The sequence below is a fragment of the Phycisphaerales bacterium genome (genome assembly GCA_016699835.1).
Taxonomy (GTDB): Bacteria; Planctomycetota; Phycisphaerae; order Phycisphaerales; family UBA1924.
Genome location: CP064987.1, coordinates 2,272,560 through 2,297,053, shown reverse-complemented (window position 1 = coordinate 2,297,053; position 24,494 = coordinate 2,272,560). Strand labels below are relative to the sequence as shown.

At 65.0% G+C, this 24,494-nt stretch carries 25 protein-coding genes and 1 pseudogene; 14 read left to right on the top strand and 12 right to left on the bottom strand.

The genetic code is table 11. The features are described 5' to 3' along the window. Positions 1–10 precede the first annotated feature (10 nt). Positions 11–1,858 (top strand): hypothetical protein, encoded by a 1,848-nt coding sequence (locus tag IPK69_09515; GenBank protein QQS08231.1) that lies wholly within the window; start codon positions 11–13, stop codon positions 1,856–1,858. 104 nt (positions 1,859–1,962) lie between these two features. Here the strand turns inward: IPK69_09515 and IPK69_09510 are convergent, their stop codons facing one another. Beyond that, positions 1,963–3,249, bottom strand: a complete 1,287-nt coding sequence (locus IPK69_09510; protein ID QQS08230.1) for a PD40 domain-containing protein — start codon at positions 3,247–3,249, stop codon at positions 1,963–1,965. 69 nt (positions 3,250–3,318) lie between these two features. Between IPK69_09510 and IPK69_09505 the strand changes: the two genes are divergently transcribed. After that, positions 3,319–4,059 (top strand): RluA family pseudouridine synthase, encoded by a 741-nt coding sequence (locus tag IPK69_09505; GenBank protein ID QQS08229.1) that lies wholly within the window; start codon positions 3,319–3,321, stop codon positions 4,057–4,059. A 62-nt stretch (positions 4,060–4,121) separates the two neighbouring features. Here IPK69_09505 and IPK69_09500 read toward each other — a convergent pair whose 3' ends face one another. The 5 genes from IPK69_09500 to IPK69_09480 all read right to left on the bottom strand — a co-directional run bounded on the left by IPK69_09500 (position 4,122) and on the right by IPK69_09480 (position 7,532). Then, on the bottom strand, positions 4,122–4,622 hold the full coding sequence (locus IPK69_09500; GenBank protein ID QQS08228.1) for a hypothetical protein: 501 nt from the start codon (positions 4,620–4,622) through the stop codon (positions 4,122–4,124). 27 nt (positions 4,623–4,649) lie between these two features. Then, a complete protein-coding gene (locus IPK69_09495; GenBank protein QQS08227.1) occupies positions 4,650–4,892 on the bottom strand; it encodes a 30S ribosomal protein S18 in 243 nt (80 codons plus the stop codon). A gap of 146 nt (positions 4,893–5,038) precedes the next feature. Beyond that, positions 5,039–5,554, bottom strand: coding sequence for a DoxX family protein (locus tag IPK69_09490; protein ID QQS08226.1), 516 nt, complete (start codon positions 5,552–5,554; stop codon positions 5,039–5,041). A 26-nt stretch (positions 5,555–5,580) separates the two neighbouring features. Beyond that, positions 5,581–6,165, bottom strand: a complete 585-nt coding sequence (locus tag IPK69_09485) for a rhodanese-like domain-containing protein (protein QQS08225.1) — start codon at positions 6,163–6,165, stop codon at positions 5,581–5,583. Positions 6,166–6,305: 140 nt separating this feature from the next. Beyond that, entirely contained in the window at positions 6,306–7,532 is a 1,227-nt protein-coding gene (locus IPK69_09480; GenBank protein ID QQS08224.1) for a DUF1573 domain-containing protein, read from the bottom strand. A gap of 271 nt (positions 7,533–7,803) precedes the next feature. On the opposite strand from IPK69_09480, the gene IPK69_09475 reads away from it, so the two are divergent. From IPK69_09475 to IPK69_09465, 3 genes are all read left to right on the top strand, one after another. Continuing rightward, positions 7,804–9,159, top strand: coding sequence for a tRNA-dihydrouridine synthase (locus IPK69_09475; protein QQS08223.1), 1,356 nt, complete (start codon positions 7,804–7,806; stop codon positions 9,157–9,159). Positions 9,160–9,229: 70 nt separating this feature from the next. Further along, positions 9,230–9,811, top strand: coding sequence for a hypothetical protein (locus IPK69_09470; protein ID QQS08222.1), 582 nt, complete (start codon positions 9,230–9,232; stop codon positions 9,809–9,811). A 2-nt stretch (positions 9,812–9,813) separates the two neighbouring features. After that, on the top strand, positions 9,814–10,575 hold the full coding sequence (locus IPK69_09465) for an HAD hydrolase family protein (protein QQS08221.1): 762 nt from the start codon (positions 9,814–9,816) through the stop codon (positions 10,573–10,575). Between the two features lie 38 nt (positions 10,576–10,613). Here IPK69_09465 and amrB read toward each other — a convergent pair whose 3' ends face one another. Then, positions 10,614–12,050 carry an AmmeMemoRadiSam system protein B gene (amrB, locus tag IPK69_09460; GenBank protein QQS08220.1) on the bottom strand — a complete coding sequence of 479 codons (1,437 nt, stop codon included), beginning with the start codon at positions 12,048–12,050 and terminating at the stop codon, positions 10,614–10,616. Positions 12,051–12,236: 186 nt separating this feature from the next. Between amrB and IPK69_09455 the strand changes: the two genes are divergently transcribed. Continuing rightward, positions 12,237–12,557 (top strand): hypothetical protein, encoded by a 321-nt coding sequence (locus IPK69_09455; GenBank protein ID QQS08219.1) that lies wholly within the window; start codon positions 12,237–12,239, stop codon positions 12,555–12,557. A gap of 135 nt (positions 12,558–12,692) precedes the next feature. Here IPK69_09455 and IPK69_09450 read toward each other — a convergent pair whose 3' ends face one another. Further along, positions 12,693–12,977 (bottom strand): hypothetical protein, encoded by a 285-nt coding sequence (locus tag IPK69_09450; GenBank protein QQS08218.1) that lies wholly within the window; start codon positions 12,975–12,977, stop codon positions 12,693–12,695. On the opposite strand from IPK69_09450, the gene IPK69_09445 reads away from it, so the two are divergent. After that, positions 12,976–13,266, top strand: a complete 291-nt coding sequence (locus IPK69_09445) for a hypothetical protein (GenBank protein QQS08217.1) — start codon at positions 12,976–12,978, stop codon at positions 13,264–13,266. The two genes, IPK69_09450 and IPK69_09445, sit on opposite strands and share 2 nt — an antisense overlap. A 249-nt stretch (positions 13,267–13,515) precedes the next feature. Here IPK69_09445 and IPK69_09440 read toward each other — a convergent pair whose 3' ends face one another. After that, positions 13,516–13,881 (bottom strand): hypothetical protein, encoded by a 366-nt coding sequence (locus IPK69_09440; GenBank protein QQS08216.1) that lies wholly within the window; start codon positions 13,879–13,881, stop codon positions 13,516–13,518. Positions 13,882–14,111: 230 nt separating this feature from the next. Next, on the bottom strand, positions 14,112–14,963 hold the full coding sequence (locus tag IPK69_09435; protein QQS08215.1) for an RNA methyltransferase: 852 nt from the start codon (positions 14,961–14,963) through the stop codon (positions 14,112–14,114). 220 nt (positions 14,964–15,183) lie between these two features. On the opposite strand from IPK69_09435, the gene IPK69_09430 reads away from it, so the two are divergent. The 3 genes and pseudogenes from IPK69_09430 (at position 15,184) to msrB (ending at position 18,391) form a co-directional block, all read left to right on the top strand. After that, complete coding sequence (locus IPK69_09430; GenBank protein QQS10459.1) at positions 15,184–16,140, top strand: undecaprenyl-diphosphate phosphatase; 957 nt, start codon at positions 15,184–15,186, stop codon at positions 16,138–16,140. Between the two features lie 45 nt (positions 16,141–16,185). Then, on the top strand, positions 16,186–17,487 hold the full coding sequence (gene serA / locus IPK69_09425) for a phosphoglycerate dehydrogenase (protein QQS08214.1): 1,302 nt from the start codon (positions 16,186–16,188) through the stop codon (positions 17,485–17,487). Positions 17,488–17,784: 297 nt separating this feature from the next. Then, a pseudogene (gene msrB, locus IPK69_09420) lies at positions 17,785–18,391 on the top strand (peptide-methionine (R)-S-oxide reductase MsrB). 757 nt (positions 18,392–19,148) lie between these two features. Here the strand turns inward: msrB and IPK69_09415 are convergent. Continuing rightward, a complete protein-coding gene (locus IPK69_09415; GenBank protein ID QQS08213.1) occupies positions 19,149–19,430 on the bottom strand; it encodes a hypothetical protein in 282 nt (93 codons plus the stop codon). 75 nt (positions 19,431–19,505) lie between these two features. Then, complete coding sequence (locus tag IPK69_09410) at positions 19,506–20,684, bottom strand: hypothetical protein (GenBank protein QQS08212.1); 1,179 nt, start codon at positions 20,682–20,684, stop codon at positions 19,506–19,508. 282 nt (positions 20,685–20,966) lie between these two features. Here IPK69_09410 and IPK69_09405 point away from each other — a divergent pair, with 282 nt between their 5' ends. The 4 genes from IPK69_09405 (at position 20,967) to IPK69_09390 (ending at position 24,201) form a co-directional block, all read left to right on the top strand. After that, the gene (locus IPK69_09405; protein ID QQS08211.1) at positions 20,967–22,313 is read left to right on the top strand and encodes a hypothetical protein; all 1,347 of its coding nucleotides are present in this window, start codon (positions 20,967–20,969) and stop codon (positions 22,311–22,313) included. A gap of 82 nt (positions 22,314–22,395) precedes the next feature. Continuing rightward, positions 22,396–22,905, top strand: coding sequence for a tRNA (cytidine(34)-2'-O)-methyltransferase (locus IPK69_09400; protein ID QQS08210.1), 510 nt, complete (start codon positions 22,396–22,398; stop codon positions 22,903–22,905). 245 nt (positions 22,906–23,150) lie between these two features. Further along, entirely contained in the window at positions 23,151–23,324 is a 174-nt protein-coding gene (locus IPK69_09395; GenBank protein QQS08209.1) for a hypothetical protein, read from the top strand. Between the two features lie 262 nt (positions 23,325–23,586). Further along, positions 23,587–24,201: an N-acetylmuramoyl-L-alanine amidase gene (locus IPK69_09390; protein QQS08208.1), complete on the top strand. Its 615-nt coding sequence runs from the start codon at positions 23,587–23,589 to the stop codon at positions 24,199–24,201. Positions 24,202–24,494: the final 293 nt, after the last annotated feature.

Genomic DNA, 24,494 nt, shown 5'->3' with positions numbered 1-24,494 from the left:
GGAGCAAAGGATGCCTTTCCATTCGCGCCACGCCGTCGCGCTCGCCCTCTTCGTCGCCACGAGCGCACTCGCCCAGCCCCAGCCGCCGGCCCTCCCACCAGTCCCCGTTCCCGCCCAGAACCCCATCACCGAGGCCAAGCGGATCCTCGGCAAGGTCCTCTTCTGGGATGAGCAACTCTCCTCCGACAACACCGTCGCCTGCGCCACCTGCCACTCCTTCTCCCAGGGCGGCATCGACGCGCGCCGCGTCCGCACGCCCGGCCTCGACAACCTCCCCAACACCCCCGACGACGTCTTCGGCTCGCCCGGCGTCATCAACGCCGACAGCAGCGACGACTACGAGCGCAGCCCCGACTTCGACCTGAATCCCCAGGTCACCGGGCGCTCGTCGATGTCCTTCATCACCGCCGCCTTCGCCCCACAAACCTTCTGGGACGGCCGAGCCTCCAACACCTTCCTCGATCCCCTCACCAATCAGGTCCTTATCCCCACCGGCGGCGCCCTAGAAAGCCAGGCCGTCGGCCCGATCGTCAACACCATCGAGATGGCCCACCAGAACCGCGACTGGTCGGCGGTCGCCACCAAACTCGCCTCGTCGCGCCCGCTCGCGATCGCCCGCAATCTCCAGTCCGATGTCGCTACCGCGCTCGCGACCCATCCAACCTACCCCGCGCTCTTCGCCAATGCCTTCAACGACGCCGCCATCACACCCGCACGCATCGCCATGGCCATCGCCACCTACGAGCGCACGCTCTACCCCGACGACACGCCCTGGGACCGCTTCCGCGACGGCGACACCAACGCCCTCACACCCCAGCAGCGCCAAGGCGTCGGCGCCTTCGCCACCTCGGGCTGCGCCGCCTGCCACCCCGCCCCCCAGTTCACCGGCAACGGCTTCCGAAACATCGGCCTCCGACCCAACGCCGAAGACCTCGGCCTCCAGAACACCACCAACAACCCCGCCGACCGGGGCAAGTTCAAGGTCCCCAGCCTCCGGAACGTCGGCCTGCGCACCAGCCTCATGCACAACGGGCAGTTCACCAACCTCACCCAGGTCATCCAGTTCTACGCCCGCGCCCCTGGCGCCGCGCCCCAGTTCCAAAACAACCAGGACCCGCTCATGCAGCAGGTCAACGTCCCGCCCCAGGTCGCCCCCGCCATCCAGGACTTCCTCCAGAACGGACTCACCGACGCCCGCGTCCGCGATGGAATCTTCCCCTTCGACTCCGCCTCGCTCTGGTCAGAGCGCCCGCAGGAGCGCGTCCAGATCCTCGCCGGCGGCACCGCGGGCACCGGCGGCATCCCCACCATCATCGCCGCCACGCCACCCTTCGTCGGCAACAGCGATTTCAAGATCGGCCTCTCCGGCGCGCTCCCCGGCGCCACCGCGCGACTCCTCATCTCCACCAAACCTCCGATCGCCGGCATCATCGACGCCGACGACACGCTCGGCTCCATCACCCTGCCCGCAACCGGCGACAACGCCGGCGTCGGCACCGTCCACTGGCCCATCGCGCCCAACGGCCGACTCTTGGGAACCGAGTACTTCTTCCAATGGGAAATCGAAGACCCAGGCGCGACCGCCGGCCTCGCCCGCTCCGCGCCCGCGAGAGCCGTCCTCTTCTGCGGCGATCTCGGGTGCCCGCCCGCCTGCGTCGCCGACATGGACAATGGCTCCGGAGCCGGAATCCCCGATGGCGGCACCACCATCGACGACCTCCTCTACTTCCTCGGCGCCTTCAGTGCCGGCACCACCATCGCCGACATCGACAACGGCACCACCACCGGCACCCCCGACGGCGGCGTCACCATCGACGATCTGCTCTACTACCTCGGCTCATTCTCAACCGGCTGCTGAGCCGATCGCATCGCGCAATCTACCACCACTCGTGGCACAGGCGTACCGCCTGTGCCTCTTTTTTCTACTTCTTTCAACATACGGCTCCACGCCGCGCTCACCACTCAATGCCCACCCAGTGACGCATCCCGCAGCACATCTCGAGGCGTCAACGAACTCGGCACGCGCCACCGCGCGATCCACAACTGGCTCGAGGGGTGCCCCTTCCCATCCGCCCCGCGCTGCGCCGTCCACATCATGAGCGTCCCATCCGTCGAGAACGCCGGCAGGATGTCCGCCCCCGGCGCGTGCGTCACACGCGCGTGCCACGCGCTCGTCGCGTCCACCGTCTGCCCCTCGATCGTCGTTTCCGCGGCCTTCGCCATCGCCTCGCGGTCCACGCCGATCGCGAACACCTCATAGTTGAAGTGCCCCACCTCGCTCGTGCCATACACAAGGTACTTCCCGCTCGGGTGCCAGTACGGGCACCAGTTCACGTGCTCGTTGTTCGTCAGTTGATACTCACGCTCAACGCCCACGGGGATCAGGCTCCCGCCCGCGTCCTTCTCGAACTTCAGGTCCGCGACATAGATTTGCAGGAGGTCATTCCCCGCGCGATCCGAGCGATAGCAGATCGACTTCCCATCGGGCGAAAAGAATGGCCCGCCGTCGTACCCCGGCGCCACCACGATCGGGTGCTGCACACGTGTCACCGTGTCATAGATATAAATATTTCCATCCGAGCGATGGGGCGTCCCCTCGGGCAAATCCTTCGGCGCGTCCTCCACGTGCGTGTACAGCACAAATCGCCCATCGCTCGAGAACGAGCACTCCGCGTCATAGTTGGGAAGCGCGAACATCGCAGTCGGCGTCGCCACCGGCGCGTCGTCCGCCGTCAGGTGCGCCAGCACGATCTCCATCTCCGACGGAAACATCCACTGGTACTTGCGCGTCCCAACCTGGAATCCCGATTTCTGATCGTCGCTGGGCTTGACGAGCGTGCTCCCGAAGATCACCTCGTCGGGACGCACCGGATCGAACCACCCGCACGTGTTCGCCGAGCCGGCCGGACTCACGCGCCGGATGTTCTCGAGCGCGAAGGCCCTGCCCTCGACGTTCCGCGAAAGGTCCGCGACGTACATCGCATAGAACGGATCGGCTGTTTCACCCTCCTTGGGTGCCGCCACCGCCTGGAAGATCACGCGTCGGCCATCCGGCGAGAAGTACGCCTCACCGGCCTTGGCAAATCGCTCCGGAAATGTCAACTGCACCGGCTCGCCGAGCATCGCGCTCTCGGCCTGGCGCCAATCAACCGTCGGTGCGGGAGGCGCACCCTCCGAAGAAAGCTGCGACAACGCGGCTCGGCCCACGCACGTCCCCGCGAGGACGGCGACAATCATCCGTGTCTTCATCCCCAATTATGCGTGGTCCACGCGATCAGGACCACACAATCTCCCGTTCGACCCCACGTTTTTCCGCCCATGACCACGCCGCAACCGATCCGAGTCCTCGCCCTCGACCCCTGGCAAACCCCCGCGTGGGTGGCCATCAACAAACCGCCGGGTCTGCTTAGCGTCCCTGGCAAGACCATCGCCGATTGTGCCGTCGAACGCGTCCGCGCTCACTTCCCGCACGCAACCGGCCCCCTCACCGTCCACCGCCTCGACATGGAGACCTCGGGCATCCTTCTCGTGGCGCTCACCCCAGAATCCCAGCGCGCCCTCTCCGCCCAGTTCGAACGCCGCGAGACCAATAAGCGCTACATCGCCCTCGTCCATGGCACACCGAAGCCGCACGACGTGAGCGACAACAACCGAGCCGACATCGACTGGAACGAGATCCGGCTCCCCATCCGCCCCGACATCGACCACCGCCCGCGCCAGATCATCGATCCCATCCATGGAAAGGAATCCATCACCCTCTGGCGAACGATCGGCGAAGAGTCTTCCTTCGGAAGTCCACACACACGCCTCGAACTCCGCCCGATCACCGGCAGGTCGCACCAACTCCGCGTCCACTGCGCCTTCGCGCGTGATGCACTCTCAGACATGCCTAATACTGAACATTGGAGCCCCGGCGGCCTCGGCACGCCCATCGTCGGCGATCGCCTCTACAACCCCGCCGATCCCGCGCCACGATTGCACCTCCACGCCACGCGCCTGGAGTTCACCGATCCCACAACAACGGAACGAGTAACCATCGAATCGCCGCCGGACTTCTGAAACCTACTTGCTCTTGTGGCACAGGGAGGGGAGCGTCCCGCCTGTGCCTACTACTTTCTACATCAATACACCCGCTCGATCTCGGGCCTCTCGCCAGCGACCAATCCCGCCGCGTGCATCAGCGCCCAGCACCCGGCCGCGTCCTCCCGCGTGAACGCGCCCACCTCGAACGAGTCCGCATCAAGCACGGCATCGCACGCGCCATCCGCCCCGATCACCGGCACGACCAACTCCGACAGATCCCGCGGATCGCACGCGACATAGTTCTCGCCCAGCGTGCGCACGTCATCGATCACGAGCGCGTGTTTCGTCAGGAGCCCCTTGCCGCACATGCCATGCAACCCGATCGGCGAGCACGCGGGCTTGGGCTCTCGGCAGACGAGCACCATCTCCGCCTCGCCGCCGGGCGCTCGCTCATAGAAACCGACCCACGACCAGCGCGACTCGCCGCCGAACGCGCGCCAGAGCAGGTCCACCACCAGGCGCATAGCGTCCCCGCGCGAGACCGGGCGTGCGGCCCTGGCCACGTCAATAAGGGCTGGATATTCGCTGTGCGCGCGCATCGGCGTGCGATCGCCGAACGGAAAGGCTTAGAGCGTCGCCGAGGTGTACGGCAGGAGGGCCATGAAGCGCGCCCGCTTGACGGCCTGGCTGAGCATCCGCTGCTCGCGGGCCGAGGCGCTGTTGCGCTTGCGACCGAGGATCTTGCCGTTGGGGCTCATGAACTTCCGCAGGCCCTCGACATCCTTCCAGTCCACGAAGGCGGTGCCCTCGGTGGAGGTGTGGGCGATGCGGGACTTCTGGGTGGGCGTGAAACGCGTGAACTTGCTCATGGAACTCGTCCCGCTCGCTGGCGGGCTCCGTCGTGGTCGGTTCGGCCCGAGGTGCCGCGGCCTGGATACGCCAGGCCACCCTCGGGCGACGGGTCGAGATCATAGACCGAACATCCACCAATCGCGGTGTCGAAACATGTGACTTTTCAATCACGTTCCGCGGCCCGGCGGGCGGTCGACCGGTCGATCGATGCCGCCCCGGCCCCGAAGCCCAGCACGATCAGCGTCCAGAGGATCAGGACCGAGTTGCGGATGATGTGGCAGGTGCCGATGCCGCCGGTGCAGGGGAACTCGACCTTGCCGAAGCAGGAGCACTTCACATCAAGCCCACGCGAGAGGGCCGAGACGATCAGGAAGGTGAAGAGTCCGAGAAGCACGAGAATGGTCGCGGCGGCAGCGCGGGTCCAGAGGCCAACGATCAGACAGACGCCGGCGATGAGTTCGGCCCAGGGGAGGGCGAACGCGGCGAGATGGGCGAGATGCTCGGGCAAGGGGCGGCCGGCGATCTCGAACTTGAAGGCGTTGACGGCGTCGAAGGCCGCCTGCGGGTTCGAGAGTTTCATGGACGCCGCGAAAATGAAGAGACCGCCCAGGCCCACGCGCAGGATCGCGAGGAGCCAGTGGCGAAAGCGGGTGTCGAAGGTGTCGTCGCGTGGCGGCATCGCGGCAGTTTAGGTCGAGCGTGGGGCTACTTCGATTCTGTCGGGAACCCGGCGTTCTTCCACCCGGGGAGGCCATCGGTCATGATGTGGATCTGGGTGAAGCCGACGGACTGCATGAGTTTCGCGAGGTTGTGCGAGGCGTCGCACTGCCCGCCGTCGCAGTAGATCACGACGGGCCCGGGGCTGTAGACCATGACCTCGGCGGCGCGGCTTGGGAACTCGTCGGGGGGCATGACGACGGCCTGGGGGACGTGCCCGAGATCGAACTCGTCATGGCGGCGCGCATCGAGGAAGGGAACGCCTCGATCAAAGAGGATCTTGGCGTCGGCGCTGGTGATCTCAAGCCCGAGGGCGCGCGGGCCCGAGTCGTTCGTTCCTGGGTTTTCATGTGTGCCCGGCGTTGGCGACGGAGTTGTTCCCGCGGGCGACGTGTCGTTGGGTGTCGATGGTGCAGGTGTAGTTCCGGTGGGTGTGGCGCCGTTCACGATGGTGGGCGTGAGTTTGTTGGGGTCGATCGACTTGACGATGGGGCGCAGCCATGAATGGATGCCCCCCGCGACGACCGCGAGGACAACGATCATGGCCCAGCGGCCGAGGAATGACTGCGCCATGGCTTGGCGTCCTTTCACAGCGAATCACGCAACTACAGGTGAAGCAGGGTTTGTAGAAGAAGTAGAGGCAGGCGGGCCGCCTGCCCCACGAGATTGGGTAGGACAGATGCAATCGAACCGACAACCGGAATCCTGGCCGATCAGCCGCCCTTGTTGGTCGAGGTCTTGGTGGTGGGCACGGGCATGGTGGTCGTGGAGCCGAGCGGGTTGGGCGTGATGCTGCCCTTCACGGGCTGGATGGGGACCTGGCCATTGGGAAGTGCGGCGTTGGGGGCGGGATTGTCACGCGTGAAGCCATAGTACTTGATGGTGAAGATCTGGTCGCTGGCGATATTGGTGTTCACCACGATGTCGCCTTGGAGGCCCATGGGTTTGTCGGGAGCGGTGCCCGTGATTTCCAGCGAGTACGACGTGGGATTCGCCTCGTCGTTGGGCGTGAACTTCACGGTGAACGGCTCACGCTCGGCGGCAGGATTCGAGAGTGGCTGGTCGTGGGCGGCGGTGATCTTGAAGACCCCGCCATCGCGACGCCTGACGGTGGTCTTGGCGGCGACGGGCTGGCCAACAGGGATCGCCTGGAGCGCGATCGACCCCGGCTCGGCCATGAGCGAGCCGACGGCCTCGCCGAAGATCGAGACGTTCTTCACGGTGCCATCGCTCAAACGGATGGTGAGGATGCCGTTGGTCTGGCCGGCATCGATGCCCGGGAGGATGTCCACGAGGATGGTGACCACCGTGACGTTCTCACCACTGGCGCCGAGTTCGGTCGCCGATCCCTGAATGGTGGGCTTGATCTTCTCGGGGAGGTTCGACGTGACCTCGGTGACGGCGAAGTTGGGGAGGACGCTGTGGATCTTCAGCGGACTCTTGGTGCCCTGGTGGCGATTGAACTGCCCGAGCGAGACCATCTGCGGCTCGATCCAGGTCTTGGGTTGGACCATCGCCTGCAACTCCCAGACAACGGTGGCGTGCAGCGGGTCATTGCTGGGGATGGTGACGGTCTGCTTGGAGATTCCCTTCTGCTTTCCCGTGGGGTTGAAGGTGACCTCGATGGAGCCTTCTTCGCCGGGTGCGTAGTCGGTCTTGGCGAGTTGGGGGACGGTGCAGCCGCAAGAGCCTTTGGGCTGCTGAAGGAGGAGCGTCGCGGTTCCGGTGTTCTTGAATCGGATGGTGGCCTTGACCGGTGTGCTGTCGTCGATCGTACCAAAGTCATGCTTGGACTCGATCAATGTGATCTCGGGCGTGACGACGAGCGAGTTGGGGACGTCATCGATCCCGGGGACGACGCCGATCTGCGCTTGCGCATGGGCGGTGATGGAAACAGCAATGCCGGCAACGATGGCGACGAGAGCGGTTGTCTTCTTCATGGCTTTCCCTGTGTGCATAGCGGTGTCAATCGCGGTGTCGATGGATCATGCCGACGATGATGCCGGCGCGGATGGCAACATTGATGAATGCCGAGATCTCAAACCCCATGGGGACGCGACGTTCCCCGTTCATTGGACCGAAGCCTGTACGCTCGCCCCACCACCACGGTTGGCGCGAGGACGGACCTCGATACTCTATTATGCGCTTCGAGTTGACTTCTGGCACATTTTTCGTGAGTTGTTTGGATAAAGACCCATTTTGAATCCCGCTGTGAATCCCAACTTGCCTGCCGAGGCCCATTCTGGCCTCGGGACCCTGACGGACGCCGCAAACCCGGGTGTGGTGGTCACTGGCGGCGTACGGCTTATTCCTGATCAGGGTCCGATCACGGCACGAGCGTCGGGTTTGCGTGGGTTGTTCCTTGGGGGCGTGCGGCTTCAGACCAATCTGCTGCTCGCCCCGATCGCGGGGTATTGCGACCTCGCCTTTCGCACCGTCTGCCGCGAGTGGGGCGGCGTGGGGCTGGCGTGCACCGATCTGCTCTCGCCGCAGGGCCTCTTGCGCGGGACGGCGACGAGCCTTGATCTTGCCAAGACCAACGACTTCGACAAGCCCGTGGGGATGCAGTTGTATGGGAGTGATCCCGACATCATGGCCGAGGGCGCGCGGTGGGCTGTCGAGCATGGGGCGAGCGTCGTGGACATCAATATGGGATGTCCGGTGGACAAGGTGACGAAGAAGGATGGCGGGAGCAAACTCCTGACGGATCTCGAACGCACGCGGCGGATCGTGGAGCGCGTGGTGCGGACGCTCGAGGCGTGCCCCATCAGCGAGGAGGAGTGGGCGCGACGCCAGGGGGTTCAGGAGAGAGGCATCGGGGATCGGGCGTCGGGCATCAGGGAGAGCGCGAGTCAGAATACCACTTCTCCTTCGTCTCTTCGGAACTCCGGAACTTCGTCTCTTTGCATCCCGCTCACGTGCAAGATTCGGCTGTGCTGGCACACGGCGGACTTCGAGGCGGGACGGGCGTGCTCGCCCCATCTCGCGGCGATGCTCGCGGACCTTGGCGTTGTCGGCGTCACCGTGCATGGGCGCACCACCGAGGACAAGTTCATGGGCGAGGTTCGCCTGGGCGGGATCGCGCGCGTGGTGGATGCCGTGAACGGACGGATCCCGGTCATCGGGAATGGCGATGTTCGCGACCCGGTCGATGCCGAGCGGATGCTGCGTGTGACGGGGTGTGACGGCGTGATGATCGGGCGGGGCGCGCTCTCGACGCCCTGGATTTTCCGGGACGTCTCGCACTATCTCGCGACGGGCGAGGTGCTCTCTATGCCCAGTCTTGGCGAGCGCGTCGCGACGATCCGGCGGTTCTTCACGCTCATGCTCGAGCAGCGTGACGAACGATACGCGATGTTCCAGATTCGGCGGCGGATCAGTTGGTTCGCGAAGCGGCTGGTCGAACGCGACCCGGAGACGGGGCGGATGCTGGGCGTGAGGCCGCTTCGCGAGGCGGTGCGCACGGCGGCGGACCCGGCGGGGGTGCACGGGGCTCTGGATGAGTTTCTCGAAGGACGGTTGCGCGATCTGCACGATTCAGAGGACGTGGACATCACATCGGCGTAGCTCCTCGCGAATGCCCGACTGATTACGATCTTCTGAATCGATTCGTGACGCACCACTCAGGAGTGGGTCGATGGCCTCAACGGGATTCACGCTCGGCAAGCACACGTTCCTCACGCCCGACATCACCGCGCCGCTCTCGCGTCTGGGTAAGCCCAGGGGCCCGATCGGTGGTGCCGTGCCTCCTCGATTCATCGCGGGCGTCTCGCGCGAGTCCACGACCTCCTCGTCGGCGGCGGAGTTGAAGAAGGGGATCTTCTGCGGGCACGGCGAGCCGACCTACACAGTGTTCGACATCGTCATCGACGGGAAGGACCGACTCGAGACACTCGCGATCTTTTCGAAGGATGACGCGGAACAGGCGGGCGATCCAAAGTGGCTCCTCGTGCGGGCCGAAGGAGCGAAGGGTCCATGGCTCGTTCTTCTGGACAGCGCCTGGACCGGCGAGTTTGGTGATCTGGTTTTTCCGGAGAAGCCGGTGTTTGTGGACCACGATCCCAAGGGTCACTTTGTGGCCTCGTTCTCGGTTGGGTTTGAGTATCCACCCGATGCCCAGCACGTCGACGACGTGTCGTGGTATACCGCGGACTGCGTGACGGACGACATGGGTGAACGGAAGACGCCGTATGTGGTCGTGAACCGCGAGACGCGTTGATCATGTCGAGAACGTTCGCCGCCATTCTTTGCGACATCGACGGCTGCCTCGGGCCCGAGTCGTCGCATCCGCTGGACATCGCCGGGCTCTCGCGAATCGCCGAGCACAATCGTCGGGCCGAGAGTGATCCGTCCGTAGGCCCGTTGCTCACGTTGTGCTCGGGTCGTCCGCAGCCGTTTGCCGAGGCGTTGTGCCGAACGCTCGCGAACACGACGATGCCGGTCGTGGCGGAGAACGGCGTGTGGCTCTTTCACCCGGCGACGAGCGCGTTCATGCTCGACCCGGCGATCAGCGATGATCATTTGCGGATGGTGGCGGAGGCCACGGCGTACATCCGGCGCGACCTCGTGCCTCGCGGTGTGGTCATCCAACCCGGGAAGACGGCGTCGATCTCGCTCTATCACGACGACACGCCGACGCTGCTGGGCCTGCGCGACGAACTCAAGGCGCGGTTCACGCGCGAGGGCTGGCGCCTACGTGTTTCGAACACCGTGCGCTGGATCAACTGCGACCTTGAGCACGTCAGCAAGTCCACGGGCATCGACCGATTCATGCGTGTCACGGGCCTCACCAAGCCCGCGCTCGCGGGGATCGGCGACTCGCTCAGCGACATGGCGATCCGCACGCACGTCGCGTGGTTCGCGTGCCCCTCCAACGCCGACGAGCGGCTCAAGGAGCACGCGGATTACGTCTCTCCCGATGCCGAGATCGCGGGAGTCTTGGACATTGTCGAGCGGTTGACGAGAATCTCACTCGACGGTTGATGCCGATCGATCCCGTGCTCACCGAGGATCGCTCACGCTCATTCGATCACGGCGGCGGCGTGGCTGACGAGGCTCAGGCCCTGGTCGTCCATCGCGGCGACGTAGTTGAGCAGACGCACACCGCCCGTGGTCGCGTCGGCGCCGTCGGCCTTGGAGGCGATGCCCAGCGTCTTGAGCGTCGCGGCCATAGCGCCGAGGGAGCACCATCGCGTCGGGTTCTGCTGCCACGCCATCGAGGCGAGCATCTCGTCGATCTTGCCTTGCTCGAAGAGTTGGAGCATCTCTCGGTCGTGGTTCAGGACCTTGTCGCGTTTCTGCTGCTGCTCTTGCTCGTCGCCGGCGAGGGTGCCCTCGTCGCCGAAGACCGTGCCGACGTGGGAGAGATCGACGCTCGCGACGAGGAGCGTCTTGCCCATTCCGGCCTTTTCGAGGTCGGCGATCGCGGCACGCAGGGCCTTGATGAAGGAGTCGAAATCGAGCCCCTGGCCGTCGTACGACGCGCCGCTGGCGACGCTGGGGTCGTGGACGAGGATGCCGAGCACGGGGACATAACTTCCGTTGTCACTCTGGCCAAGGCAGTGCTGGATCCACGGCACCTGCAACTCGACGGAGTGCTCGCGCTCGTGGTCGTAGCGATTGGCGAGGGCGCGGGCCGCGTTCTCCTGGCCCAGGTGCTTCTTCAGCGCGTCGAAGAGGTCCCTGGCGAGCGGGCTTGTGCCCAGGGGCGTCTCGTAGCCCTTGTCGCAGAGGCAGACGCCGGTGGACGTCCCGAAGTGGTTGGTGCCGAGGATCACGACGCGGGCCGGGCGATCGACGACGCGCATGCGTCCCCAGACGCTGGCGTAGTTCATCCAGCCGCGGCCATAGTCGATGTGCGGGGCCATGACGGCGCGCGGGAGGGTGTCGAAACTCGGGCGATCGGTGTTCTTGAGCACCTCGTCGATCCACTGGTCCATGAGCGAGGGCAATCGCGCGGCCCCACGCTCGTAGCGCTCGTCGCTCGTGGACTGGGCCGCCTCTTCGCCCATCTCGCTGGCGCCCAGTTGCTCGGCGAAGGCGGCCGTCGCGGCGGGCGGGAGCGTGTCGGAGGAGTCAAAGTCGGCGCGGATCTTTGAGAGCAGGGCGTCGAAGGTCGGTCCATTCAAGAGCGAGGCGTCGTCGAGTTGGGCGACGAACTGCTCGAGCGTCGGGCGGGTCAGCCCCCGGCCCACGGCGGCGACGATCTCGTCGAGGGTCTTCTCCCCGTCGAGCATGGGGAGGATCAGTTGCACGGCCGGGGCGGCAAAGACCACGCGATCGGAGATCTGGCGGGCGTCGGCGATGCCAATGGCCTGCTGGACATTCCCCTGGGCGTCCGGAGCGGACTGGGCGGGGAAGAGGCGGACCGGGCGCAGTTTCGGCACGGCCATGTGGGGCTTGTTGGCGTCGAAGGGGGCGGGGGATTGGGGGGAGGGGGGGGTGTTCGGGTCGGACATGCCCCAGTGTAGGGAAAGAAAGGCGATTGTTCGTCGGCGAAACGGCGAGTTGGGGCGTGCTTTGGCGTGGCCGACGACCCAGGAGCCTCCAATTTGGCGGGCCTGCTCCCGTCGCCTACCATCTCGACCCATTTCCGGTCGGCGTCTGGCCGAGCCGGGTGGGCCTCAGATTTGGAGTCACTGTCCATGGACCTCGCCACGATCAAGCCCGGCACGACCGTCGTCTGCACCGTCCTCAAGCACCCGCGGACCGACGACCGCGTCTCGACGATCAGCCGCCTGATGCGCAACGACCCCGAGAACCGCCGCGCCCTCCGCACGGCCCACCGCATGCGTCAGCAGCGGCTGAACGTGTACAACCGCGGCAACCGCGACTGGGTCAGCCGCGAGCACCCGGCCGTCGTCGTCCGCGCCGAGGTGGGCGCGTCGTGGACCATGGTCTTCACCGTGGACAAGATCAGCGACCTCAAGAACCTCGAGGGGTTCGTGGGCGTCAAGGCGAAGTAAAAGAAAGGCCGATCTCGATCACGCGATCGGGCTCGATCACATCGAGATTCTTCAAGGCACGGGCGATTGGCTCGTGCCTTCTTCTTTGGTGGTTCGAGAGGGTGGCTCATGCGACCGTCTTGGGGCACTAAGCAGTTATTCATCAACCGCCCGCCGCCATGCATCTTCAAACTCTGATTTGGTTATCAGAACAGATTCGATGCCTGTGACTTGCTTTATCTCATCAAATGCAGGCACAGCACCTTCACCTAGATGTGTGCCGCCTACTTCGACTTTTCTCGCACGGTCTGCATACCCGGTTGAGCCATCCGGAAACACCTCGATCACACGAAGGACTATTCGTTCGTTTCCTATCTCGTAGTACATCACCACAGGATCGTCCGGAGAATCATGTTTCCAGTGTGACCGAATGTACTCCATGCTGTACTCCAAAGAATGTGCACAGAAGTATCGGTCACACGTCCGCGTTGATTATTTCACTGGTATCGCCACATTCCCAAACATATTTCAGACAAATCGCCCCTCGCGGAGGAGTTTTCTTGGTGCAGAAATCATTTCTCCAATGAGACAAACGATTTCTCGTGGTGCAGAAACAGTTCTTCCCATTAAAGAAATGGTTTCCTCAGGTGCAAAAACAGTTTCTCGTGGTGCGGAAATGATTTCTGGTGGTGCAAAAACGACTTTTGGTGGTCGAGAAATGATTTTCTGAGGACGAACAGTCGTTTCTGGTGGACGTGAAACGGCTGCTCACGGACCACGGGCGACTCGATGTGGGCCACAGCCGATCGCACGAGGCCCCCAAACGCCCACCCCCTCCCCAATCACACGTTGCGCAAGAATGGCCCGAAGACCCAGATCTGTACCAAGTCCAGACGTACCTGTCACTGAGGTTTAGAGGAGCGGTCGTCAGTGCTACGTTCCCGCCGAATCTGGCAGGATGAACATTTGCTCAGGAAGACTAAATGTGATCGGAGTTGCGCTGACGATCAACGAATATCTCAAAATCATCTAAGGTGTCTTCCGCAGTACCTTTACAGTAAGGATCTTCGCGAGTCGCTTCAACAGCACGTCTGGTCTCTTCGTACGATATGCGTCTGTGTAACCGAGCAATGTGCCCGAGAGTAACCAGGGCTAGCTTTTTATGCTGCTGATTGTCTGTGGTGACCAGAAACCCCAGCATGAATGCCTCAAGAAATGCGGCATCTTGGTCATTCAGTGCAAGAGACACAATATTTTCTTCAAAGTGAACTCGATGTAATATGTTACTCAGTGCCTGCTGCCTACTTGCCCATTCCGGTTCAATGTACTTTAGCTGTTCTGTCATCTCGTTGGGTCTCCCGCGATGATCAACGGCACCTGACCTAATCAATGCGTTCCTTTGATCTTAGGTCAGTTCTTCCCAAGTGCCGGGTGCCGTGGGACGGGCGCCTCGCCTGCCCCACGATTGAGCGTTAGCCCGAGAGGTGATGGCCCAGAGCCGCCATCGTCTCGGGGCACCGTGCGTGCACACACACGGACACCGCTCTGGAGAGCGGTGCCACCAAGGACACAATCTCACACTCCGGCGAGGGCGACCGCGAGGGCCGTGGCGACGTTGAGGGAGTCGGCGTCCTGGTGCTGGGGGATGCGGACGCGCACGTCGGCGGCGTTCATCGCCCACGCCGACAGGCCGGGGCCCTCGGCACCGACCATCAATGCTGCGCGATCGCGCGATGGTCCACCTGCATGGCGACGCGCGGCGAAGTCGTCGAGCGTAATCGCGGCCGGTTCCGGCGTGAGCGCGACGCGCTCGTGGGTGCGGAGACCTTCCACGAACCCGCGCCACGCCGCGTCGTCCGCGCACCTCGTCCACGGCACGTGCAGCACGTTCCCGATCGAGACGCGCATGGCCTTGCGATACAAGGGATCGCAGCAGTCGGGGCTGAGCACGATGGCCGTCCCATTCGGCGCCAGCGCCGCGACATTGCGGAAGATCGAGCCCATGTTGTCGATGTTGGCGATCGACTCGAGGAGGATGAGCATCGGCGCGCGGGCCGCGAGTTCTGATGGTGGGGCGAGCGCGCCCCGCCTCGCCACCGCGAGCACGCCGCGATGCACGTGGAAGCCCGCGATGGACTCGATCGCGCCCGCCTCGGCCCGGAAGACCGCGAGGCGCGATCGGCGTCCCGCGTCCATCGCCATGATCCTCGGCCGGAGCGCGTCCAATCGAGTCGGCGTCGCGAGGATGGCCTCGATCTCGACCTCGCTCGCCAGCGCCCGCGCCAGGACGAGTTCCCCCTCGATGACGAAGGGCGACCCGGCGTCGGTGCCCAGATGCTTGTCGCGCAGCGCGTGCAAGGGGGCCAGCCGCGCCTCCTCGCGGATGGTGCGCTCGTCGAGGTCGATGATGGGCACGGCGTCGGGCATGCGGGGCGATCCGACAATAGTGGGCGGATCCGTCGGGAGTGTGCACCAACGCATCGCCCGCTCGCACGCGCGGCTCGATCCTTCGGCTCCGCGCTCCACCTCTCCTAAAGTCGGCCCGCGAGAACCGAGTGCCGCCCGGCGACTCGCGACGCCATCCCCAGGCTCCCACCACCGCCCCATACCCACCTATCGCCAAACCTCGCCGAGAACCCGCATGCAACTGGAACTCTGGAAGGCCGTTGTGCTTGGCCTCGTTGAGGGGATCACCGAGTACCTCCCGATCTCGTCGACCGGGCATCTCATCCTCGCCAAGAGCCTGATGGGGCTCAACGCCACGGCTGAGATGCGAAAGGCGACCGACGATTTCTCCATCATCATCCAGGGCGGGGCGATCCTTGCGGTTGTCGGGCTCTATTGGCCCCGCTGCGTGCAGATGCTCAAGGGACTGATCGGGCGCGACGCCGCGGGCTTCCGCCTCTTCGTGAATCTCGTGATCGCGTTCATTCCTTCCGCCGCCGTGGGATTGCTGCTCGACGACTGGATCGAGCGCCGGCTCTTCGGCATGGGCCCGGTGCTGTGGGCGCTCGTCGTCGGCGCGATCTACATGATCGTGATCGAGCAGTGGCGCAACGGCCGCTTCGGCCTGCAGCGCTTCCACGACACCGACACCACCATCGACACCGTCACGCCCGTGCAGGCGTTGTGGATCGGGATTCTGCAGTGCGCCGCCCTCTGGCCGGGGACGAGCCGATCGATGATGACGATCACCGGCGGCGTGATCGTGGGCCTGAAACCCAGGCAGGCCGCGGAGTTCAGTTTCCTGCTTGGCCTCCCCACGCTTCTTGCCGCCACGGGGTACAAACTCACGAAGAACATTCTCCACGCGCGCAAGGAGCACGTGCCGAACGTCTTCGAGGCGCTCGGCATCGTCCCCTCGGTCGTGGGGATCGTCGTCGCCGCGATCTCGGCCGCCCTCGCGGTGCGCTGGCTTGTCGGTTTCCTCACCCGCCACGGGCTCACGCCCTTTGGGTGGTACCGCCTCGCGCTCTGCGCCATCCTTCTCGCGTTGATCTCGTCTGGCGTCGTCCAGAGCGAGACCCGCGAGACACTCTCCGGCAGCACCACCGTCGAGCCGATCCAGAAGGTCGTGCCACTCTCCGAGTCGCCCGCACGATAGATTTCGCTCGCCAACGCCCTCAACTCCCTCTCCCCCACGATCCGCATGAAAACCTCCTACCCCAAAGACAAGATCCGCGTCGTTCTCGCCGAGGGCGTGCACGCCGCCGCCGTCGATCGCCTGAAAGACGAGGGCTTCGCCGTCGAGACGATCGCGGGCGCGCCATCCTCCGCGAAACTCCGCGCGCTCCTCGGTAGCGCCCACGTCCTGGGCATCCGCAGCAAGACCAGCGTCCTCGCCGAGCACCTCGCGTCGGCCCCGCGACTGCTCGCCATCGGGTGCTTCTGCATCGGGACCGACCAGGTCGATCTCCTCTCGGCCCGTGGCGCGGGCGTCGCGGTCTTCAACTCCCCCTTCTCCAACACGCGCAGCGTCGCCGAACTCACCCTCGCCGAGATCATCGCGCTGCACCGGCGCATCCCCGTCAAGAACATCGCCATGCACGCGGGGACGTGGGACAAGTCCGCGAGCGGCGCCCACGAGGTCCGCGGGCGCACGCTGGGCATCGTCGGCTATGGGCATATCGGCGCCCAGGTCTCCGTCCTCGCCGAGGCGATCGGCATGCGCGTGATCTTCCACGATGTCGTTCCCAAACTCGCGCTCGGCAATGCCCGGCCTGTCCGCTCGCTCGCCGATCTCCTGAAAGAGGCCGACGTCGTCACGCTCCACGTCCCCGACGAGCCGTCCACGCGGAAACTCATCACCACCGCCCACCTCAAGAAGATGAAACGCGGCTCGATCCTCATCAACAACGCGAGGGGGGCGGTCGTGGACATCCCCGCCGTCGCCGACGCGATCAAATCCGGGCACCTCGCGGGCGCGGCGTTCGACGTCTTCCCCAGCGAGCCCTCCGCCAAGGACGAGCCCTTCGAGAGCGAACTCCGGGGCCTGCCCAACGTCCTTCTCACGCCCCACATCGGCGGCAGCACCGAAGAAGCCCAGGAGGCGATCGGCCTCGACGTCGCCGAGAAACTCGTGCGGTTCATCAACGTCGGCGCGACGACGGGCGCGGTGAACGTGCCGCAGGTGGACCTCGCCGAGCAGCCCACTCCCCACCCCACCCCGGTCGCCACCGCCGGAGCGGGCACGCCCCCACCCCCCCCGCCCCCACCGCGTCCCCACCGCATCCTCTACTTCCACAGGAACGTCCCCGGCGTGCTGGGCTCGGTCCACCGCGTCATCGCCGAGGTCGGCGCGAACATCTCCGCCGAGCACCTGCGCACCGAGGGCGACCTGGGGTACGTGATCCTCGACGTCGATCCGACGAGTGGCGGCGGCAAGAGCACGAAGGTCCTCGAGAAACTCCGCGAGATCCCCGAGACGGTGCGGCTGCGGATTCTGTGGTAGAAAGAGACGAAGAGTCGGAGTTCCGGAGAGACGAAGTGAGCAGGTCGAGGTGCCAGCAATCAACGCGCTCTGAGCGTTGACTGGTGCGTGGCAAGGACATCGCCACGCCCAGTGTTCCGCGGCATCCAACGATCCATCAGCCCATCACCGCCACCCGCACGGAGCCTTGCCATGTCCACACGCCGCGTTGTGCTCGCCTGTCAAATCCTCGTGGCCGGCACGCTGGCCCTCGCCGCCTGCCGCCAGCAGGCCACGCCTTCCTCATCCACAATCCCCACTCCCACCAAGGAGTCCGCGATGTCCAACGGCTCTGCACCGTCCGATCCAAACTCGCCCAATCCGACCACGCCCGGCTCGTCGTCATCCCCTACCACGAATGCCGAATCCCGAACCACGAATGCCGCTCCCTCCACCCCCGCCCTCACCGCCACCCCCATCGACTGGTCCAGCAAGACCGACGCGGAATGGAAGAGGATCCTGACGCCCGAGCAGTACCGCGTCCTCCGCGAGAAGGGGACCGAGCGGGCCTTCACCGGGAAGTACTGGAAGACCACGCACGCCGCGGGCGACGAGTCGGTCTATGTCTGTGCCGGGTGCGGGCAGGTGCTCTTCCTCGCGCAGAGCAAGTTCGACTCGGGCTGCGGCTGGCCGAGTTTCTATGAGCCCAAGGGCGGCACGGAGAGCGCCGACAACCCCGTGGAACAGAATCTCGACACGTCCCACGGCATGCGCCGCATCGAGGTCGTCTGCTCGCGCTGCGGCGGGCACCTCGGCCACGTCTTCGACGACGCCCCCCCCCCACCCCGACCATCCTACCGGCCTGCGATATTGCATCAACTCCGCGTCGATCGAACTGAAGAAGGCGAGCGACATGAAGGCAGAAGGAGAGGAAGAGACGAAGTGAGGGGAAGGGGGTGAGCAGGTGAGCAGGTGAGCAGGTGAGCAGGTGAGCAGGTGAGCAGGTGAGCAGGTGAGCAGGTGAGCAGGTGAGCAGGTGAGCAGGTGAGCAGGTGATTGTCCCCCCACGCGCAAGGAATGCCCTCTTCACCTCTTCACCTCTTCACCTCTTCACCTCTTCACCTCTTCACCTCTTCACCTCTTCACCTCTTCACCTCTTCACCTGTTCACCTGTTCACCTGTTCACCTGTTCACCTGTTCGCCGTCGCCGTTCGATCTCTACTCGCACCCTCACCGACATGTTCGGTCGCTGTGTGCCCATTGTCCGTCCTTTGAATGGAATGAACGTCGCATAACCCCAACTTTTGTTCCGCCACAGACCAAAGTTGGAGCGCCACAGACCAAAGTTGGAGCGCCGCAGACCAAAGTTGGAGCGCCGCAGACCAAAGTCGGAGCGCCGCAGACCAAAGTCGGAGCGCCGCAGCCCAAAGTCGGAGCGCCGCAGCCCAAAGTCGGAGCGCCACAGGCGGGTGGCGGGGGAGGCGTGGGGACGGGGTGGCGGACTTTTCGTGGCACGGGACCCGGGGTTCGGTGCCCCGCCCCCGCCCCCCCTGCGGACATGGGCCCCACACACCAATCGACTCCTCCGCCCACTGTGAGGTGCGGACGACGGAGGGCACCCAATGCAGGATCAAGCCATGCCACCGGCCCAAACCTCGTGTCGGGGCACCCGGCCGAACACTGAAGTCCGGAGGAACCGGACTTCAGTGCCACGCTCCCGGCGTGTAGTACCGGTACACGCCGGGGGGCGTCTCAACCCGGCTGTTGGTGAAGACCTGGACGACGACGCCGAACCGCTCGTCGCTCGGCCAGAAGGGGTACGCGTACCGGTTGGGATCCGTGTCGGAGTGCCCCGTCAACAAGGGCCATCCCGTGACATTCACGCGCGGGTAGAAGGCCTGCTGGGCCAGGCCGGGCATCGCGAGGCCGGCCATGGTGGCGATGGACCACATCAACAAGACGTTGGGAACAGAACGAGGGCGCATACACACACTCCTTTGGTGCCATGGCTCCCAAACAAAATGAGCCGGGTGGGGGAAACCGATCGAACGTCTTAAGGTCTACCGTCGCCGCCGCCGCGTGGTTGCGAGGGTTCCGGCAAGAATCAGTGAACCCATCGCGCCGGGCGCGGGGATGGTGACCAGCACGCCGCGCGTGGGGCCGGTCTCGGCGGCGAAGTGCAGGCCGTCGTTGGAGACTCGAATCCTTGAGAAACTCATCTCAGAGTCAACCACGAGTCCCTTGGTTATGAAGAACTCTGCGGCACGCATCGCACCAGTCGCTTCGGTCCAGATCCAGGAATCGCCGCCATACTGGCCCACAAGCACGCCGCCATCGAATGAAGCACCCGTGGGCGCGTTGTTCCCACCCGTCAGCACGCCATCCCAGATGATCGGTGTGGCGACGCCGCCGGTGATCATGATGGGGACCTGCGCGTTGTTGTCGGGCGAGTACCAGCCGTATCGCCTGGTGCCGTCTCCGCTGATCGCGGTGAGTCGGCCGTTGAAGATCGCCTGGCCGTTGGGATCGAGCACGGTATCGAGCGATGGACCCCCATCCGTCCACGACCAGGGCGTGTCCGGGAAGGACGAGTTCGGCGCCCCCGCGCCCACGACGATGCTCCCGTCGCTCGACATGCCGTACGTCTGGTTCCACGTGCTCCCGCCGGGGATCGGCGGAAGCCGCACGGCGTTGTTCGATTGCGTCCAGCGGAAGGCCGTTCGATCCGAGACAGACGTCGCGGTCTGTAACATCGCGACCGAGCCGTCGTGATTGAGATGGGTGAACACGCCGCCGGTCTGGAGTTGTCCACGATAGATGATGCCGGGCACGGGATGCTGCGTGCCATTCGAGTAGAGAAGATTCGGGTGGAGACTATCTGACGCGGAGTTGAACCCGATCACATTCCCGTCGCCGGATATACGCGGCCCGCTTCCGACGGCGAGTTCCTGGCGTCCGCCGCCGGGCGAGTAACGAAGGATCGGACTCGTCGTGGGAGCCGACCCGTTGTAGGACATGGCCACGATGGTCCCGTCGTCGGCGATGTCGCGGATCGAGACAAACGTGAACCCCGCCGAGGGCTGGATGAACTCGATCATCGGCGTCTGGGCGTGGGCGGATGTGGACGGCGTGGTCAAACCCGCGAGTACAACCAAACCCCCAACCGCCGCCCGAACCCAGTTGGACGACTTCGCCCGGTTCGCCGACGGGCCCGTCCGATCTTGATGGTCGCTTCGCATCTGGCCGCCTCCGATCGCCCCACTACGGAGAATGTGCGCCATGCTTTCCAGAATGCCAACCAAAGTGGGGAGAGTTTCTTGGGAATCTGCCGCTGGCCGGACCCCTGCTGGGCCACCTCCTGGGCCACCTCCAGGGCCGTTTCCCCAGTTTCCCATCCCTACCATGAACCGCTCGCCGTCTCGTGCGTCGAATGAGGGTGTCTGGATCGGGTCGAGGTGCGCGCTCGCGGCCTTGGATCGGGCTGGTCTCTCTGCCTTTGGGGCGTTCTGCTGGAGGTTCCGATGAAGATTCGTGCTTCTGCCGTGCTCGCTGGACTCTGCGTGATCGCGACGCTCGGGTCCTTGGGGGGCGTCAACCTCGGCATTCCCGTGGCGACGGCCGCCCCGCTCGTCGCGCCTCGTGCCGCCCCGCTCGCGCCGACGTCCTTCGACCCGCAGCGTGAGGGGTCCTCGACACACCAGGCCGAGACGAAGAAACTCGAGTTCTCCGCCTTCGACAACGCCCGCCTCGCGATGCTCACCGACTGGACCGGCGGCCCGGCGCTGACCCAGGGCGAGATCGAGGGGAAGGTCGTCCTCCTGGCCTTCTGGAACGACTTCATCCCCGCCGCCAAGACCGCCGCCAAGACCGCCGAGAAACTCGCGAAGGAGTCGGGCAGCAAGGGACTGATCGTCATCCTCGCCCACGACTCGCGCGGCTGGGCCGAGGCGACCAAGCCCAGCGTCGAAGGCGGCGCCCTCCGCGTGGCCCGTGACACCGACAACGCCCTCCGCAAGGCGCTCTTCTCGGATGGCGATCCCGATTTCTACCTCATCGATCGCGCGGGGTCCCTGCGGTTCGCCGACATCACCACCGCCTCGGTCGAGGAGGGCGTGAAGCAACTGCTCGATGAATCCGCCGACGACGCCAAGGCCGCCAAAGCCAAGTTCATCGCCGGGCCGGGCGGGCCGGTCGTGGACTTCGCCAACGTGAACAACAAGGCCGACTACACGAATCTCCCCGAGATCCCCTTCAAGACCCCCAGCGAGGACGAGTACACGAACGCCAAGTGGCCGCCGCGCCCGCGGGACCGGAACAAGACCGACGAGGTCGCCGAGATCGGGGTGAAGCCCGCCAATGTTCCCGACGACGGGTGGATCCCCGGGAAGCCGAACCTCAAGGGACGCATCACGTTCTACTACTTCTGGCACCCCGACTACTTCAGCGGCGAGACGTCGCTCGGGATACTCAACAACCTCCAGCGCACCTATGGCCGAGACGTCATCTTCGTCGTGGTCGTCGATCTCGACTCCTTCAACACGCTGTATGGCGAGAAGATCACCAAGGAGCAGCGCGACCCCGAGCGCATCACCAAGCGCATGAAGGAACTCCACGAGAAACTCCACCAGCCCCAGTTGTACTTCCTCGTGGACTCCTCGGGCATCCTCTACAAGTCCATCCAGGAGACCCAGAACGAGGTCCCCTTCCCCTATCTCGCGATCGCCAGCAGCGACGGCAATCTGCGCTGGTGGCTGACGTCCGACTACATCCAGCCCCTGGTCGCGATCGACAAGATGCTCCGCGTCGATCCCGGCGTCCAGGCGCGCCGGAAGGTCGAGCAGGAGTACATCCTCAAGGGTGGAAAGTAACTCCCCTCCACCCACACCCCACTCTCCCCACTCCCCCCCTCCCGGCGACTTTGTCGTTCACCCGCGCCCGAGGCTCAGCACCGTGTTCGACGTCGTCCTCGTCACGCCCGAGATCCCCAACAACACGGGAAACATCGGCAGGACCTGCGTCGCCACGGGCTGCTCGCTGCACCTGGTCCACCCGATCGCGTTTGATATCTCCGAGAAAGCCTGCCGGCGCGCGGGGCTGGACTACTGGCCAAGGCTCAGGCTTGTCGAGCATCCATCGTGGGGTGAGTACATCGAATCGCCCCCCCCACGTCGCCGGTGGCTCTTCACGACCAAGGCCCCTCGGCTGGTCTTTGACGCCGACTTGAGGCCAGGCGATCACCTGGTCTTCGGCTCGGAGACACGAGGGCTGCCCGACTCAACCCTGGCCGCCCACGCCGATTCGCTCTTGCGCCTGCCCATGGTGCCCGGCGAGCGATCGCTGAACCTGGCGACGGCCGTTTGTGCCGTGGTCTATGAGGGCATCCGCCAGGCCCTCGCCAGGCGCGACCCCGAGGCCGAGGTCTTCCGGGCGACCGACTTCCGGACCTCGATCTCCAGGTGAGCCGTCGTGTTCGCATTCCGATCGGCTGTGAGTGCCCAAAGAAAGTCCGAAAATTGTCTTGAACAGGTGAACCCATAAAGCCCGTTGGGAGTAGAACAATCATGGAGGCCATGGCACACCAGACCTCCGACGGGAACACGACTCTCTCTCCTCGCAGCGACCGCCCCCGGTCGGCCCGACCCGGATCTTCCGGAACTGGGCACGACACCTTGGGGCGGTACGCTGCTTTTGGGGTCCTGCTTGTGGTGCCCTGGATCCTGTCGGCGTGCAACACGCCGGTCTTCGATCCGCGCGCGCCGCGCAGCCAGTTCGACCGTTTCGATGCGGCCCGCGATGAGATTCCCGCCGAGTCGTACTTCGACGAGTTCGGGAGAAAACGCCCGAACTTGCGCGGCTTGTTGCTCGAGCACGGCACTTGATTCAACTCGATCTCGGACGTGCGCGCGACAATAGCGAAGTCACGCGCTACATTTCAACGAGAAAGAGCGAGCGAGCCGATGACGTGGTGCCCTTTGGGGTGCCGCGACGTTCGAGTCGCTTCCGCACAACTTTGCGACGAACTCTCCACGGATGGGGTGAATTCTGGCTCGCCGTACCCGCACAACCACGCGCTCCGCTACGAAGCGCCCCGCCCCGACGCGGAAGGTCGCCACGCGCGCGATCCGCCGCCCCCACGTGGTCATGGCCTCGCTCGTCGGCGCGATGACCGTCGTCGGCGGGCTCCTCCTCGCCTTTGATCGTGCGCCCAGCGCCAACCTTGGCGGGCTCTCGCTCCCCCCGCTGCTTGCCACGGGCTCGCCGCGAACCATGGAGGCCGTCTTCTCCGCGCCCAAGGCGGGCATCGAGAAGGGCCGCTGGCAGGCGATCGTCATCCACCACAGCGGCTCGCCCGTCGGGACGCCCGCGTCTCTTGAGTCCCAGGCCCTCGCCCAGAACCTCAAGGGGCTCGGCTACCAGTTCGTCATCGGGAACGGCAAGGGCATCGGCGATGGCGAACTCCACATCTCCCGTCGATGGATCGACCAGACCCCCGGCGCCCACGCCGGCGGCGAGAACGCCGACTGGCTCAACACCTACTCCATCGGGATCTGCCTCATCGGCAACCTCAATCGCGACACGATCTCGCAGGCCCAGTGGGACCGCCTCATGGAACTGACCACCTCGCTCTGCCGCGAGTTGGGGATCCCTGCCGAGCGCGTCTATCTCCACAGCGACGTCGCCCCGACGACCGATCCGGGGTCGTTCTTCCCGACGGCCCTGTTCCGCGAGGAACTCGCGGCCCAGACCACACGCTGAACGTCCGATCTTGGCGCTCGCACGCCCTTTGATGGCGGTCTGGGCGAGATTCGTGATCGTGGATCAGCGAACTTCATCCAATCATCGCGACACCTGCAACCGACACGCGTCTTTCCCGGTATCGGAAACAACCCGAGTCCGGGTTCGCGGTGAGGGTGCGCCGCCGGTCTATCGGGATTTGGAAGGGGCTTCGACACGTCCAACGCTGGTTGGTGAGCGCGAGCGGCGTATCCTTGTCCCTTGCATGGGATCCGGGGTTCCCCGGCTCTTCGTTCAACGATCGACGAGGCCGA

Excerpts from the sequence above, each read along its gene's own strand:
- IPK69_09450 (QQS08218.1), bottom strand. The coding sequence starts at position 12,977 with ATGGAGTACATTCGGTCACACTGGAAACATGATTCTCCGGACGATCCT.
- IPK69_09445 (QQS08217.1), top strand. The coding sequence starts at position 12,976 with ATGCTGTACTCCAAAGAATGTGCACAGAAGTATCGGTCACACGTCCGC.
- IPK69_09455 (QQS08219.1), top strand. The coding sequence starts at position 12,237 with ATGGACCTCGCCACGATCAAGCCCGGCACGACCGTCGTCTGCACCGTC.
- IPK69_09515 (QQS08231.1), top strand. The coding sequence starts at position 11 with ATGCCTTTCCATTCGCGCCACGCCGTCGCGCTCGCCCTCTTCGTCGCC.
- IPK69_09505 (QQS08229.1), top strand. The coding sequence starts at position 3,319 with ATGACCACGCCGCAACCGATCCGAGTCCTCGCCCTCGACCCCTGGCAA.
- IPK69_09495 (QQS08227.1), bottom strand. The coding sequence starts at position 4,892 with ATGAGCAAGTTCACGCGTTTCACGCCCACCCAGAAGTCCCGCATCGCC.
- IPK69_09465 (QQS08221.1), top strand. The coding sequence starts at position 9,814 with ATGTCGAGAACGTTCGCCGCCATTCTTTGCGACATCGACGGCTGCCTC.
- IPK69_09470 (QQS08222.1), top strand. The coding sequence starts at position 9,230 with ATGGCCTCAACGGGATTCACGCTCGGCAAGCACACGTTCCTCACGCCC.
- IPK69_09490 (QQS08226.1), bottom strand. The coding sequence starts at position 5,554 with ATGCCGCCACGCGACGACACCTTCGACACCCGCTTTCGCCACTGGCTC.
- IPK69_09415 (QQS08213.1), bottom strand. The coding sequence starts at position 19,430 with ATGCGCCCTCGTTCTGTTCCCAACGTCTTGTTGATGTGGTCCATCGCC.
- IPK69_09405 (QQS08211.1), top strand. The coding sequence starts at position 20,967 with ATGAAGATTCGTGCTTCTGCCGTGCTCGCTGGACTCTGCGTGATCGCG.
- IPK69_09510 (QQS08230.1), bottom strand. The coding sequence starts at position 3,249 with ATGAAGACACGGATGATTGTCGCCGTCCTCGCGGGGACGTGCGTGGGC.
- serA (QQS08214.1), top strand. The coding sequence starts at position 16,186 with ATGAAAACCTCCTACCCCAAAGACAAGATCCGCGTCGTTCTCGCCGAG.
- IPK69_09500 (QQS08228.1), bottom strand. The coding sequence starts at position 4,622 with ATGCGCGCGCACAGCGAATATCCAGCCCTTATTGACGTGGCCAGGGCC.
- amrB (QQS08220.1), bottom strand. The coding sequence starts at position 12,050 with ATGTCCGACCCGAACACCCCCCCCTCCCCCCAATCCCCCGCCCCCTTC.
- IPK69_09435 (QQS08215.1), bottom strand. The coding sequence starts at position 14,963 with ATGCCCGACGCCGTGCCCATCATCGACCTCGACGAGCGCACCATCCGC.
- IPK69_09390 (QQS08208.1), top strand. The coding sequence starts at position 23,587 with ATGGCCTCGCTCGTCGGCGCGATGACCGTCGTCGGCGGGCTCCTCCTC.
- IPK69_09485 (QQS08225.1), bottom strand. The coding sequence starts at position 6,165 with ATGGCGCAGTCATTCCTCGGCCGCTGGGCCATGATCGTTGTCCTCGCG.
- IPK69_09410 (QQS08212.1), bottom strand. The coding sequence starts at position 20,684 with ATGCGAAGCGACCATCAAGATCGGACGGGCCCGTCGGCGAACCGGGCG.
- IPK69_09480 (QQS08224.1), bottom strand. The coding sequence starts at position 7,532 with ATGAAGAAGACAACCGCTCTCGTCGCCATCGTTGCCGGCATTGCTGTT.
- IPK69_09440 (QQS08216.1), bottom strand. The coding sequence starts at position 13,881 with ATGACAGAACAGCTAAAGTACATTGAACCGGAATGGGCAAGTAGGCAG.